12 protein-coding genes are annotated in these 13,161 nt (G+C 54.7%); 5 read left to right on the top strand and 7 right to left on the bottom strand.

Going from position 1 to position 13,161, the window contains the following annotated elements:
- The first annotated feature begins 181 nt into the window (after positions 1-181).
- Positions 182-1,117, top strand: coding sequence for a DNA replication terminus site-binding protein (gene tus, locus A6U95_RS22945; RefSeq protein WP_065686223.1), 936 nt, complete (start codon positions 182-184; stop codon positions 1,115-1,117).
- 89 nt (positions 1,118-1,206) lie between these two features.
- Here the strand turns inward: tus and A6U95_RS22940 are convergent, their stop codons facing one another.
- The 3 genes from A6U95_RS22940 to A6U95_RS22930 all read right to left on the bottom strand — a co-directional run bounded on the left by A6U95_RS22940 (position 1,207) and on the right by A6U95_RS22930 (position 3,238).
- Positions 1,207-1,578, bottom strand: coding sequence for a VOC family protein (locus A6U95_RS22940; RefSeq protein ID WP_065686155.1), 372 nt, complete (start codon positions 1,576-1,578; stop codon positions 1,207-1,209).
- Between the two features lie 82 nt (positions 1,579-1,660).
- Complete coding sequence (locus A6U95_RS22935; RefSeq protein ID WP_024530509.1) at positions 1,661-2,347, bottom strand: YafY family protein; 687 nt, start codon at positions 2,345-2,347, stop codon at positions 1,661-1,663.
- Between the two features lie 3 nt (positions 2,348-2,350).
- Positions 2,351-3,238, bottom strand: coding sequence for a LysR family transcriptional regulator (locus A6U95_RS22930; RefSeq protein ID WP_065686154.1), 888 nt, complete (start codon positions 3,236-3,238; stop codon positions 2,351-2,353).
- Positions 3,239-3,344: 106 nt separating this feature from the next.
- Here A6U95_RS22930 and A6U95_RS22925 point away from each other — a divergent pair, with 106 nt between their 5' ends.
- Positions 3,345-4,001, top strand: coding sequence for a peroxiredoxin-like family protein (locus tag A6U95_RS22925; RefSeq protein WP_065686153.1), 657 nt, complete (start codon positions 3,345-3,347; stop codon positions 3,999-4,001).
- Positions 4,002-4,042: 41 nt separating this feature from the next.
- Here the strand turns inward: A6U95_RS22925 and fumC are convergent, their stop codons facing one another.
- The gene (gene fumC, locus A6U95_RS22920; protein WP_065686152.1) at positions 4,043-5,440 is read right to left on the bottom strand and encodes a class II fumarate hydratase; all 1,398 of its coding nucleotides are present in this window, start codon (positions 5,438-5,440) and stop codon (positions 4,043-4,045) included.
- 205 nt (positions 5,441-5,645) lie between these two features.
- Here fumC and manA point away from each other — a divergent pair, with 205 nt between their 5' ends.
- Entirely contained in the window at positions 5,646-6,824 is a 1,179-nt protein-coding gene (manA, locus tag A6U95_RS22915; RefSeq protein ID WP_065686151.1) for a mannose-6-phosphate isomerase, read from the top strand.
- Positions 6,825-6,959: 135 nt separating this feature from the next.
- Complete coding sequence (locus tag A6U95_RS22910) at positions 6,960-8,507, top strand: YdgA family protein (protein ID WP_065686150.1); 1,548 nt, start codon at positions 6,960-6,962, stop codon at positions 8,505-8,507.
- A gap of 38 nt (positions 8,508-8,545) precedes the next feature.
- Here A6U95_RS22910 and A6U95_RS22905 read toward each other — a convergent pair whose 3' ends face one another.
- Positions 8,546-9,694: a serine hydrolase domain-containing protein gene (locus A6U95_RS22905; protein WP_065686222.1), complete on the bottom strand. Its 1,149-nt coding sequence runs from the start codon at positions 9,692-9,694 to the stop codon at positions 8,546-8,548.
- A gap of 91 nt (positions 9,695-9,785) precedes the next feature.
- Here A6U95_RS22905 and A6U95_RS22900 point away from each other — a divergent pair, with 91 nt between their 5' ends.
- The gene (locus tag A6U95_RS22900; RefSeq protein WP_065686149.1) at positions 9,786-10,703 is read left to right on the top strand and encodes a LysR family transcriptional regulator; all 918 of its coding nucleotides are present in this window, start codon (positions 9,786-9,788) and stop codon (positions 10,701-10,703) included.
- A gap of 87 nt (positions 10,704-10,790) precedes the next feature.
- On the opposite strand, the gene A6U95_RS22895 is transcribed toward A6U95_RS22900, so the two are convergent.
- Both A6U95_RS22895 and A6U95_RS22890 read right to left on the bottom strand, forming a co-directional pair.
- Positions 10,791-11,828 carry an alpha/beta fold hydrolase gene (locus A6U95_RS22895; RefSeq protein WP_065686148.1) on the bottom strand — a complete coding sequence of 346 codons (1,038 nt, stop codon included), beginning with the start codon at positions 11,826-11,828 and terminating at the stop codon, positions 10,791-10,793.
- Between the two features lie 121 nt (positions 11,829-11,949).
- The gene (locus A6U95_RS22890; protein WP_046808213.1) at positions 11,950-12,981 is read right to left on the bottom strand and encodes a Mal regulon transcriptional regulator MalI; all 1,032 of its coding nucleotides are present in this window, start codon (positions 12,979-12,981) and stop codon (positions 11,950-11,952) included.
- Positions 12,982-13,161 lie beyond the last annotated feature (180 nt).

Below are 13,161 nucleotides of genomic sequence, written 5' to 3'. Positions count from 1 at the left end.
CAGGGCGCATCGATGGAGCACGGTTCATGCTGGATTAGTTTCGTGCTCCTCGCCTCCTCATGCCAGCCGGATTAAGTGGGGGATATTTTCCGCTCCTAAGCGGCCCCTACTCTTAGGCTGAAGTTGCCACCCTGGTTATACTTCCCTACAATGTATGTTGTAACTAAAATGCGAGGTGATGATGGATAAGTACAGCCTGATCGGCAGAATGAATGCGCGTTTTAGCGAGCTGGAACAGGCGCTGGCGCAACTCCACCAGCAAATCCAGCCGTTGCGATTGCTGGCAGCAAGGGTATTCAGCCTGCCAGAAATTGAGAAAGGTAAGGAGCATAGCGCCATCGAACAGATCAGCGTGCAGCAGCATGTGGGCCAGGCTGCCCGTGACCTTGCCCTGGAACACTACCAACGGCTGTTTATCCACCACAACCGCCAGCATATCAGCAGCAAGGCGGCGGTAAGATTGCCCGGTGTCATTTGTCTTGAGACCGAACGAGCCGAGTATCTGGCGCTACAACAGCAGATCGCTCTGATCAACCGGCTGAAGGCGGAGCTGGAACAGATCATTACCGTAGAATCTGGCCTGGCACCTGAGCAACGTTTTGAGTTTGTGCATACCCACCTGCACGGTTTGATCACCCTCAGCGCCTATCGCTCCATCACCCTGCTCACCAACCCGGACTCGGTGCGTTTTGGCTGGGCCAACAAGCACATCATCAAGAAGGTGAAGCGCGATGATATCCTGGTGCAGTTGGAGAAAAGCCTGAAAGCCGGGCGCGCCGTTCCGCCCTTCAACCGCGAACAGTGGGCGGAACTGGTCAGCCGTGAAATAGATGACGTCAGCCGCCTGCCGCAGAACGCGACGCTAAAAATAAAACGGCCAGTGAAAGTGCAACCCATAGCGCGCGTATGGTATCAACCGCAGCAAAAGCAGGTGCAACACCCCTGCCCGCTACCGCTGATTGCCTTGTGCCAACCAGAGATGGGTGCACAGGTGCCAAAGATCGGTGAACTGCTCAATTACGACGTGGCGGCGGTAAAACACAAATATAAGCCGGAGGCTAAACCCCTGCGCCTGCTGGTGAAACGCCTGCATCTGTATACCGATATTGAGGGATAATTAACGGACGTAAATCGGTTTATCAGGGTATTTGGTTGAACGGGCACAGCATGTGTACCCCTGCACGTCAAATCGAGCAGTGAAAGCAATTACTCGTCGTTAAGCTTGTAAACACGCAGCCGATGACCATCGGGATCGGTGGCAACAAAGGTGTAGCCGAAGTCCAGTTCGACCGGAGATTGCACGATAGTCAATCCTTTATCCCGCCACTGTTGATAGAGCGCATCGACCTGTTGCGGTTGTTCGCACATAAAACAGATCTCTGTGCCGCCACCGGTCGCCGCCGGTGCAGGCTCTACGGTATGTTTTGACCACATGCCCAGCTTGAAGCCGTTATTCAAGATAAATAAGGCAAAGGTGGAAGACTGCTCGACAGGTTCAACTCCCAACAGCTGGCGATAAAATTCGGCGCTTTTTTCTGGGCTATCGACATAAATCATGGTCATGCTTGGGGTAGTCATTACGTTATCCTCTGGATGGGAACCGGCTGGCTCCTGATAGCGTCACTCTAGTGCACCCTACTGTCAGTTTATGGCAGTAGGGTCATTGGGCAATGCCCTCACTTTCCCGCCACAGCTTCATCAATGCCCGGCGGCCACGCGGGTAACGTAGCTCCAACAGCGTTAAGCGGCCAATACGGTCAAGGCGGAAATGGCGTATCGAGCCACGCAATTCGCACCAGGCCATCAGGATCTGCACCTGTTCAAAGTAGCCCATGGCAAACGGCCACAGGATACGCTCGCTGCCATTACCGGCATAATCCCGATACTCCACCTTGATTTTACGCTCTAAACGGATGGCTTCACGGATCGTCACCAGGGTCTCATCCGCCACATAGGCAGTAGGCACCGGGCCGATCAGCAGCGTATTGGCATCCAGCTCTTCGCGCAGTTCCGCAGGCAACACGGCGGCAATTTTTGCCAACGCATTGGTTGCCGCCCCGGCAAGTTGGCTGTCACCCCGGCGTTCCACCCAGCGCATACCCAGAACCAGCGCCTCGATCTCAGTTTGCGAGAACATCAACGGCGGCAGCATAAATCCCGGCCGTAATACATAACCGATCCCCACTTCACCAACAATATCCGCCCCCTGCTGCTGCAAGGTGGCGATATCACGGTATAACGTGCGCATGCTGATCCCCAGTTCTTCGGCCAGGGAATGCCCGGCGACCGGGTAACGATGGCGGCGCAGGATCTGCATCAGATCGAGCAGGCGTTGAGTGCGGGACATGGGTTACTCCCGTTGCAGCAGTTGTTGAATAAAGTCGGCAAAGGCACGGGCCTTGGCCGAGATGAAGTGCCCACTGGGAAACACCGCCCACAGCGCCAACGGTGGTAACTGCCATTGCGGCAAGACGGCAACCACCTTGCCCTCACGTAATTCACTACGAAACAGCCCTTCACAGGCTACCGTCGCACCAAAACCAGCCACCACCATTTCACGTAAGCATTCGGTAGCACTCACGCGCACCCGGCCCTGCAATCGGACCTGTTGCTGCTGTCGCTCATGGGTGAACAGCCACTCCTCAGCGCCACCAGCGCGGTGATGGATCACCATATCATGCTGTAGCAACTCCCGGGGCATTTGGGGCATCCCTGCTCTGGCAAAATACGCCGGGGCCCCAATGACTCGTTGGGTTGCTGAGCCCAATTTGCGGGCGGTAAAAGCAGAGTCAGCTAAATCACCAATACGCAAAGCGATATCGATCCCCTCAGCGATCAACCCCAACTCTCCCTCATCAAGCAGCAGATCCATTGCCAACTCAGGGTTGTCGTGTAGAAACCGGCTCAAGTCCGGCAGTTCAATCAGGCGGGAAAACACCGCAGACGAAGCGACCCGCAGCCGACCGGTCAACACCTCGGCCACGCCTGACACGGCCGATTCGGTTTCTGCGACTTCATGCAAGATGTGTTTGGCCCGCAGATAGAGCTGTTGCCCAGCTTCCGTTGGCCGTAAACCGTGAGTGGAGCGGAGAAGCAAGCGCGTATTCAGCTGTTGTTCCAACCGGACAATCGCCTTGGATACCGCCGGTTGACCAACGTTAAGACGCCGGGCCGCAACGGAAAACGATCCCGCCTCAAACACGCTGATATAGGTGGCGTAGTCGCCTAGCTTGTCCATTCTGCCATTCCCCGTTGGAATAACCATTAGTGATCACTGCACTCTACCCCCATACAACGACAATAGGCAAACTGGTTGCTGTCCATTCGTTATCTTAAGGAACAACATGAAACTTCAGGATCAGCTCGACGCATTCAAGGCCGCTTTTGAAGCAGGCCAACTGCCCTTCAAGCTTGCGCCCTCGGATCATGAACTCTTGCGTCAGGGTATCGACGAGCTTATCAGTACAGAAATGGCCAACAACGCCTTGTCGGTCGGTGATCGCGCCCCTGAGTTTACTTTGCCGGATACCCAGGGTAACCCAGTCTCTTCCCAGCAATTGCTGGCACAAGGGCCGCTGGTCGTCAGTTTTTATCGGGGAGGATGGTGCCCATACTGCAATATGGACCTCCAGGCACTGCAGGCCGTTCTGCCTGAGTTGCATGACCGTGCCAACCTGGTGGCCATCTCGCCACAATTGCCGGTTAACGGCCAGCAAATGCAGCAAGCGCATGGCTTAACGTTTCCTTTACTGACGGATAGCGACAATAGCCTGGCAGCACAGTTTGGTTTACGTTTCGCGTTGGCGGATGAACTTGTCGAGCTGTACATCAACAGCTTGGGTATCGACCTGACCAAGCTTAACGACGAAAGTGGTTGGACATTGCCGATGCCTGCCCGCTTCGTTATCGCGCCTGGCGGCGACATCATTTATGCAGAAGTTAACCCGGATTATACCCAGCGTGCGGATCCGTGGGCGTTGGTTTCATTGCTGAAGGGGTGAGCCGCATTGCCAGGCGCTATCACAGCGCCTGGCCTTTGGCGTTACTTCCTCATGCTGCCGACCATTTCCTCTGGCCGCACCCATTCGTCAAACTGCTGCTCGGTCAGATAGCCCAACTTCAGCGCCGAGGCTTTCAGCGTCAATCCTTCCTTGTGGGCCTTTTTGGCGATTTCCGCCGCCTTGTCATAACCGATATGGGTATTCAAGGCGGTAACCAACATCAACGACTCGTTAAGCAACTGGCCGATGCGTTCGCGGTTTGGTTCAATCCCCACCGCACAGTGCTCATTGAAGCCGCTCATCCCATCTGCCAGCAAACGAATAGATTGCAGATAGTTGTGAATAACCATCGGGCGGAATACGTTCAGCTCAAAGTTACCGGACGCGCCGCCAATATTCACCGCCACGTCGTTGCCCATCACCTGCGCACAGAGCATGGTCATGGCTTCACACTGCGTTGGGTTGACCTTCCCCGGCATGATTGAGCTGCCCGGTTCGTTTTCTGGGATAGAAATTTCACCGATGCCGCAGCGTGGGCCAGAGGCCAGCCAGCGCACATCGTTGGCGATCTTCATCAACGAGGCGGCCAATCCCTTCAAGGCACCGTGGCCATGCACCAGCGCATCGCAGGTTGCCAGGGCTTCGAACTTGTTCGGCGCGGTGACAAAAGGCTGCCCGGTCAGTTCTGCCAGCGCCTTCGCCACACGCACCGCGTATTCGGGATGAGTATTCAGCCCAGTCCCTACAGCCGTGCCGCCCAAGGCCAACTCACTGAGATGCGGGATGCTGGCTTCGATATGTTTGAGGTTATATTCCAACATCGCCGCCCAGCCGGAGATTTCCTGGCCCAGCGTCAGTGGCGTAGCATCTTGTAGATGGGTGCGACCGATTTTAACGATATCGTGGAAAGCTTCCGCCTTGGCATGCAGCGTGTGGTGCAGCGCTTTCAGCTCAGGGATTAGATGCTCGCGCACCGCGATCACCGCCGCCACATGCATTGCGGTAGGGAAAACGTCGTTGGAACTCTGGCTTTTGTTGACGTCGTCGTTGGGGTGAACCCGCCGCGCTTCACCGCGTTCGCCCCCCAGCAACTCGCTGGCACGGTTGGCCAGCACTTCGTTCATGTTCATATTGGTCTGGGTGCCGGAACCGGTTTGCCAGATCGACAAAGGGAATTCATTGGGGTGCTTGTCCGCCAGCACTTCATCGGCAGCCTGGATAATCGCCTTGCCCCGCTCTGCTGGCAGCAACCCCAGATCCATATTGACGCTGGCTGCCGCACGCTTGGTCATCGCCAACGCATGGATCAGCGCCGGGGGCATTTTTTCTGACGAGATACGGAAATGTTCCAACGAACGCTGAGTCTGCGCGCCCCATAGTTGGTCGGCGGGTACTTCGATGGGGCCCATTGAGTCTTTTTCAATCCGAACGCCTGCCATCACGGTCTCCTTAGCACAATTCCTAAAAATTAAGGGGAAATGCCAACGAGTGATAGCCCGTTGGCGAGCCTCCTCAGTATAGCCAGATAATAACTATTCGCATTAACGTCCAGAGCAAAGAGCATTTTTAGCCATCTTGGCTTGCATGCGCCTGCGCCACATTGTTTACTTAGCGCAATTTTCTTGAGAAAGCAGGGATACGATCATGCAAAAAATGACAAATGCCATCCAAAACTACGCCTGGGGCAGCGTTGATGCGTTAACCAAGCTGTATGGCATTGCCAACCCGACAGGCAAGCCAATGGCCGAACTGTGGATGGGTGCCCACCCTAAAAGCAGCTCACAGGTCGCCGATCAGGCGGGGAACCTGCGCTCTCTGCGTGAGGTGATTGATACCGACCAGCCGAAACAGCTGGGTACCGAAGTGGCGCAACGCTTTGGTGAACTGCCGTTCCTGTTTAAGGTGCTGTGTGCCGACCAGCCGCTCTCCATCCAGGTCCACCCAAGCAAGAGTGCCGCAGAGGTGGGCTTTGCCAAAGAAAATACCGCCGGTATTCCGTTTGATGCCGCTGAGCGCAACTATAAGGATCCGAATCACAAGCCGGAGCTGGTGTTTGCCCTGACGCCGTTCCTGGCAATGAATGGCTTCCGCGAACTGGACGATATCGTTGCGCTGTTACAACCGCTTTCCGGCGCACATCACGATATCGCCGCTTTCCTGCAACAGCCGGATACTGCCCACCTGGCGACCCTGTTTGCCAGCCTGCTGGGGATGAGCGGTGAGCAAAAAACGCTGGCGCTTGGCGTGCTGAAAGCCGCCTTGAACAACCAGCAGGGTGAGCCTTGGGATACCATCCGCTTTATCGCGCGTTTCTATGCCGACGATAGCGGCCTGTTCTCTCCGCTGCTGTTGAACGTAGTCAAACTGGCACCGGGTGAAGCCATGTTCCTGTATGCCGAGACCCCACATGCCTATCTGAACGGCGTCGCGCTGGAGGTGATGGCAAACTCGGATAACGTGTTGCGCGCAGGTCTGACGCCAAAATTCATCGATATTCCTGAACTTTTGGCCAACCTGCAGTTCCGTCCGCAACCAGCGTCTGGCCTGTTGACTCAGCCAGAGCAACGTGGCAAAGAACTGTTCTTCCCAATCCCCGTTGAGGACTTTGCCTTCTCGTTACACGATCTGGATGCCACACCGCAGCCACTGGCGCAAAACAGTGCGGCGATTGTATTCTGCGTAGAAGGTGAAGCAACACTGGAGAAACAGGGCCAACAGGTCATCTTGCAGCCAGGTGAATCCTGCTTTATTGCCGCCTTTGAATCCCCGGTTAACGTCACCGGGAGTGGCCGTATCGCCCGCGTTTATAATCAGTTGTCCTAATTGACGGTAAAATATAGGTAAATAAGTTGCTAAGATGATTAGTTTACCTACACAATAAAACGCCTACGGGCGTTTTTTCGCAGGCCCAATTGGTCGCCCTGCCCTCTACCGGCTTAACAAAGGAATAACAGAACTATGAAAAAATCGTTAGTCGCTGTCAGCGTCATTGTGGTGCTCGGCGCAGCATGGACTGGAGCCTCTTGGTACACCGGCAAGCTTATCGAGCAACGGATGGGGGAAATGGTAGACACAGCAAATAGCCAGTTGAAAACCATACTGCCTAAGGCTGGGGTCAAGATGAGCTATGAAAACTACCAACGCGGGATTTTCAGCAGCCAAGCCCGTTTTGTGCTGCGTGCCGATGGTAGCATCACCACCGACGATGCCCTGCTGAAGTCCGGCGAAGAAGTGGCCTTCATTGAAACCGTCGATCACGGCCCATTCCCGCTGGCCCAGTTGAAAAAATTCAACCTGATCCCAAGCATGGCTTCGGTACATACCGAGCTGGAAAACACGCCAAAAGTCAAAACCCTGTTTGAAATCACCAAAGGTAAGTCGCTGTTCAGCGCCGATTCACGCATTGCCTACAGCGGCGATGTTGCCAGTTCCATCGATGTGATCCCGGTGGAATACCAGAAAGATAAGTCCTCACTGAAATTCAGCGGTGCAAAAATTGACGCGGATGTCGGCAAGGACATGCAAAAAGCTATCCTGGACGCCAGCAGTGACAGCCTGGTGATCAGTGGCCCGAACCAGTCCGGCCAGAACGAACAGATGACGATGCAAGGGCTGACGCTCAAAAGCAACACCCATCTGGGCCAGTACGGTCTGAGCTTGGGTGAGCAAGCGCTGGGCATGAAGCAACTGACCGTGGCTGTCGACGGTAAAGACGCCATGACGATGGAAGGCTTCAACCTGGCCAGCCAGTTCGGCGAGAAAGGCAACAGCCTCGCAGGCCAGTTGGATTACACCATGACAGCGTTAAAAATTCAGGGCACCGATTTTGGCGCGGGTAAACTGCTGCTGAAAATCGACAACCTGGACGCTAAAGGGCTGAAAGAGTTTGCCGATCGTTACAACCAGCAGGCTATGGCCTTGCTGCAACAGGCCGAAACACTGTCGCCAGAAGCCTACCAACAGCAAACGGCTGAGATGCTGGTGCAAAACCTGCCGCTGTTGCTGAAAGGCAACCCAACCATCAGCATCGCACCGCTGAGCTGGAAAAATGCCAAGGGTGAAAGCACCTTTACTCTTAACCTCGATCTGCTGGATCCCGCACAAGCTGGCGCTGCGGCCGAATCACCGGACCAACAGCTTGCACGCTCGGTCAAGAAAATCGACGCCCAGTTGACTATTCCGGTCGCTATGGCGCAGGAAACCATGGCTCAGGCGGCACAGCTGCAAGGTGCCAGTGCGCAACAAGCACAGCAGCAGGCCGAACAGCAGGTGAAAAGCCTGGCGGCGATGGGCGAGATGTTCAAGATCACCACGCTGAAAGATAACGTGATTGGCAGCAGCTTCAAGTATGCCGATAACCAGATCGAGCTGAACGGCAGCAAAATGTCGCTGCAGGAGTTCGTGGGTATGTTCGGGATGCTGGGCGGCGGTTCCGCACCAGAAGAAGATAGTGCTCCAGAGCCAGATGCTCCGGCACCAGAGCAACCCACTCTGCAAGGGCAATAAAAACCTTCTGGGGTCAGATGATATCTGGCCCCTTTTTTCTAACCGTAAACCGCATCGCGGATCTGCACGGGATATAAACCGCTCATTCCTTCGATCGCGGTGTTGGTCAACGCTACCACACTCAACTGCGCGACCGGATCGTAAAACCAACTGTGCCCATATACGCCACCCCACTGCATAGTGCCATTATTCTGCGGCGTTGCTGCCAATGCGGCATCCACCAGCACCGCGCCACCAAAACCAAAGCCCCAACCCGGCCCCTGAATTTCTGCCTGCGCTCCTACATGGGGTTGACGCATCAATGCGGCGGTTTCTGGCTGTAAAACTCCGTCGCTACCATTACGCAGCGTCTCCACCAGGCGCAGCACATCGTCAGCGTCGCCAACCATTCCCGCGCCAGCCGAAGGATAAGCGTGGCGGTCAAGCGCTCGCGAAGGCGCAAACTCCACGTCAAAACCAAACTCCTCAGGAAGCCTCAACAGAAAGCCGTCATACATCGCTGCCGGTTGCGGTTCAGCATTGTAATAGGCCGTAGCCAGCTTATCGGCATTAAACGTATAAAAAACGGTATTCCCGAGCCCTAACGGTTGACCAACCCAGCGCTCGAATAGCTGTGGCAAAGGCATACCAGCCACCTGCTCCAGCACCGCACCCAATACGTCAATTGCCAATGAGTAGCTGAATTCGCTCCCCGGCTCTGCCTGCAATGGTGCCTGCGCCAACCGACGCAGATTTTGCTCCAGCGTTAACGAGGACATCTCCATGCCGTCGTGGATCCCTAACCGCTGGTAGATCCCGCCCTCTGGTTGCTTGAAACGGTAATCAAGCCCGGCGGTGTGTGTTAACAGGTGGCGAATAGCGATCGCTGGCCGACGTCCATCCGGCAACGCCGGAGTAAACCACGGTAGCCAACGGCTAACGGCATCATCCAGACTCAGCAGTTGCTGTTCTATCATACGTAGCGCCGCCAGTGTGGTGTAGGGTTTAGAGACCGAAGATAGCCGGAATTGGCTGTTACGCTGCATGGGTTGCCGCTGCTCGCGATCGGCATAACCGCTGGCACCGGCGTAAATCACTGCCCCCTGTTGAGCCACCAACACCACGCTACCCACGATCCGCCCTTCGGCGATCGCCTGCTGATTGACTGCCTCTATCCGTTGTGTCAATGCCTGAACCATAACTGTGATCCTCTTAAGGTAATCAGGCCAGTCTACGGTTTTGATCATTAAATTAAATAGGCTAAAATTTAATGAATCATTAAGTTGGAATTATCGATAGATGAGCTCACTGCTGCAATTACTGCCGTTTTTCGACGCCGTTGCCAAATTGGGCAGTTTTACCCAGGCGGCCAATCATCTGGGCGTCACACCGCCTGCGGTTTCACAAAATATCCGCGCGCTAGAGGCCCATCTGGGAGTACGCCTGTTCAACCGCACCAGCCGTTCAGTCAGGTTAAGCGATGAAGGGTTGGCATTTTATGAAAAAATCGCCCCCGCTATGGGCCAGATTGAGATCGCGGCAGAAAATGCCAGCAGTCAACGTGGTGAGCCAAGCGGCTTATTACGTATTACCTTGCCGCAGTTGGCCGCGTCGATGCTGGTCATGCCCTATCTGCCGGAGTTCCATGCGCGCTATCCTGAACTTAAGCTGGAGCTGTTTACCGACGATCGTTTTGCCGATCTGGTGCTGGATAATTTTGATGCGGGCATCCGCATGCAGCGCATGTTGCAAAAAGACATGGTGGCCGTCCCTATCGACCAAGGCCAACAACATGTGATCGTGGCTTCTCCGGGCTATCTGGCACAACACGGTCAGCCCGAAACGCCGCAGGAGTTACAGCTGCATGACTGCATGCGCTACCGCTTTCCCGGCAGTGGCAAACTGGAACCCTGGTATTTCAGCAACGGGACTGAGCAGTTGACGCTGGAGGTCAACGGGCGGCTGATCTTCAATGAAAACCAGTTGCTTAAAGACGCGGCGATAGCGGGATTAGGGCTCAGCCAACGCTTTCGGGCTGCCGTACACCAAGAGTTGCAGAGCGGACAACTGCGAGAGGTTCTGCAGGATTTTAGCAACGTCGCGCCGGGGTTCTTTATCTACTTTCCAGCGGGCCGCCATATGCCGCTCAAGCTGCGCGCCTTTATCGATTTTATGCGGGAAAAACGCGAGCGGCAGATCAAGCCGATCCGCGCTTGAGCTTCTGGGTATTGAACGCCTCGGAGGTTGCGAAAGCCGGGCCAAAGTCTTTCATTTTTTGTTTTCAGCGTGGCTTCAGAATGCGGTTCACTCATGACATTGCTGACTAAGTATCCAGTCTGAAATAGCCCTTAGTGAACCCGGCGAGTAAGCATGCTGCCCGGACAACAGAAATCCACCTTGCTTCCACCAAGGCCACTGCGAGGATAGCTGGTAGTCAAACCATTCGCTCCGCAAAAGCCCATGGGTAGCCTCAGCAACCAGCCTGATGCAGCGAGGTGTTTTGGCCGGGAGTTCTTCGCTCCAGACAGTGATCGTTTCGTGAGGATCGACATTGCGATCATCCGCCCCCATCAGGATCATTACCGGCGTTTGCATCGCTGAAATCTCTTTCCTTGCATCGGCCTGTGAGTTTCGACGCTCAAAGTCCTGCCGGGTACAACGAGAAATACAGGGAGATGCGGCTTCCTCCTGCGTAAACTGCCTGTCAAAAGCGGCAGCTTCTCGTGCTTGCGCCTTCACGATATTTTCAGCTGACAGGCCCTCAGATTGCAGACGTTGCCCCGTATAATAAATCCCCTGAGCTCGCCAATTTATCGCCGCGCCCACCAGAATAGCAAAGTCGGTTTTTACCTGTTGACTGGCCTTTGGCACGACCCAGCCCGCCTGAGAAAAGCCAAGAAAACCTATATCGCTGTGCTTAAACTCCGGTTCCTGTTTCAGTCTTCTCAGAGCCGATGCCGCTTCATCTGCGCGATCTGGCAGGGTTTGTGCCAGCCAGTTACCACTACTTGCCCCAACGCCGGGTTTATCCCATGAATAAACCGCGATCCCCTGGGCAACCAGGAATTTCACCAACGGAATATAGCCGCCTTCAGACCAACGATCTTGAGCGCCATCGCCATGTACCAGCAGGATAAGCGGTGGCGATATCTTCCCAGGAGGAAGGATTAATGTACCTTCCAGAACGTCCTGATGATGCTCAAATCTGATAGTTCGTTGGTGATCATCATCGGATAGTTCAAATTCAGATAACCGAATCAGCAAAAAAGCAATCAGGAAGCTCACCATGCAGAAACCAAATATCCCATATCTGTTCACAGCAGCTCCCAAATTAAATCTCATATCGTGTCGGTTATATCAAAAATTTCGCTTTAATTTAATCGGCTTCAGAGCAAGGCTGTTTAGAGACATCTGAGAATTTATATTATTGGGACAACGGCAAGATTAGAGATTTAGCTACGGATCAGGCCGATCCGCGCTTGATCAGCTCTGGGGACAGGATCACATTCTGCGGCGCCAATGAATCATCGCCAATACGTTGCAACAGCCGCAGAGCAGCACTGCGCCCAACCTCACGAGCCGAGCTGGAGATAAAGGTCAGCGGGGGTTCGGTCAGTTCGGCCTCCGGCACATCGCCAAAACCGATCAGCGCCACCTGTTGACCATAAAAGCTGTCCATCCCTTCCGAGCCAATACTACGGCCACTGCGCACAATACCAAAATAGGCACCCAACGCCACCGAGGCCTTATGGCACACCAACGCACTGATATTGGGATACTGACGCAACAGATTTTCGGCAGCTTCAGCCGCCGCCCGTTGATGACAATCGCATTCGACGATCCATTCTGAGCGGAATGGCAGGCCGTATTGCACCAGGGTGGCACAGAATCCCCCCAGACGTTCGGCGCGTGTGAGCGAATCGCTTTGTCCACCAAGGTAGGCGATCTGGCTATGCCCCCGTTTGATCAGAAATTCGGTGGCCATTTTCGCGGCCTGCATATTATCGGGCCGCACCACGTCTACACCTTCCAGCCCATTGGAGCGCGCGGCACACACCAGCGGTACCCCCTGAGCCTCGGCTTTCTCTTTCAGCCCTTTCGCGGTACGTACCCCACCCGCCAACACCATGCCGTCAACGCCATGCTCCAGAAGCATATCAAAACAGCGCATCAGCCCTTTGCCTTCGCGCCCGCTTTGGGTCAGAAACAATACTTTGCCATTGGCTTCCAGTACCTCACTCACCCCGGCGGTCATCTCGGCATAAAACGGTTCGCAGATATCACGCAGGATCAGCCCTACCACCCCCGATTCGCCGCCGCGCAACGTAGCGGCCTGACGGTTACGCACATAGCCAAGCTGCTCGATCGCCTGATTCACACGGGTCATGGTGGTGGGTGAAATACGCCCTTTGCCGCTCAGCACCAGAGAAACGGTGGTCACGGATACGCCTGCCAACTGTGCGACGTCAGTGATAGTGATCTTTTTGATGGTAATAACCTCTGCAATGCCCTATCAGGGCGAGTTTCACCCTGATAGCAAATGGTATACCGAATCTCTCAATGCAGTAAAACGATTTACCCACATAAGCATTGTCACCGCAAAGCACCGTTCATAATTGTGATTAGGGACGCATTTTTACTAGGTAAAACGTTTTATCTTATTTTTACCTAATCG

Origin of the sequence: Serratia sp. 14-2641 (assembly GCF_001692375.1) — a bacterium.
Classification (GTDB): Bacteria; Pseudomonadota; Gammaproteobacteria; order Enterobacterales; family Enterobacteriaceae; genus Chania; species Chania fonticola_C.
This window is presented reverse-complemented; position numbering and strand designations above follow the sequence as displayed.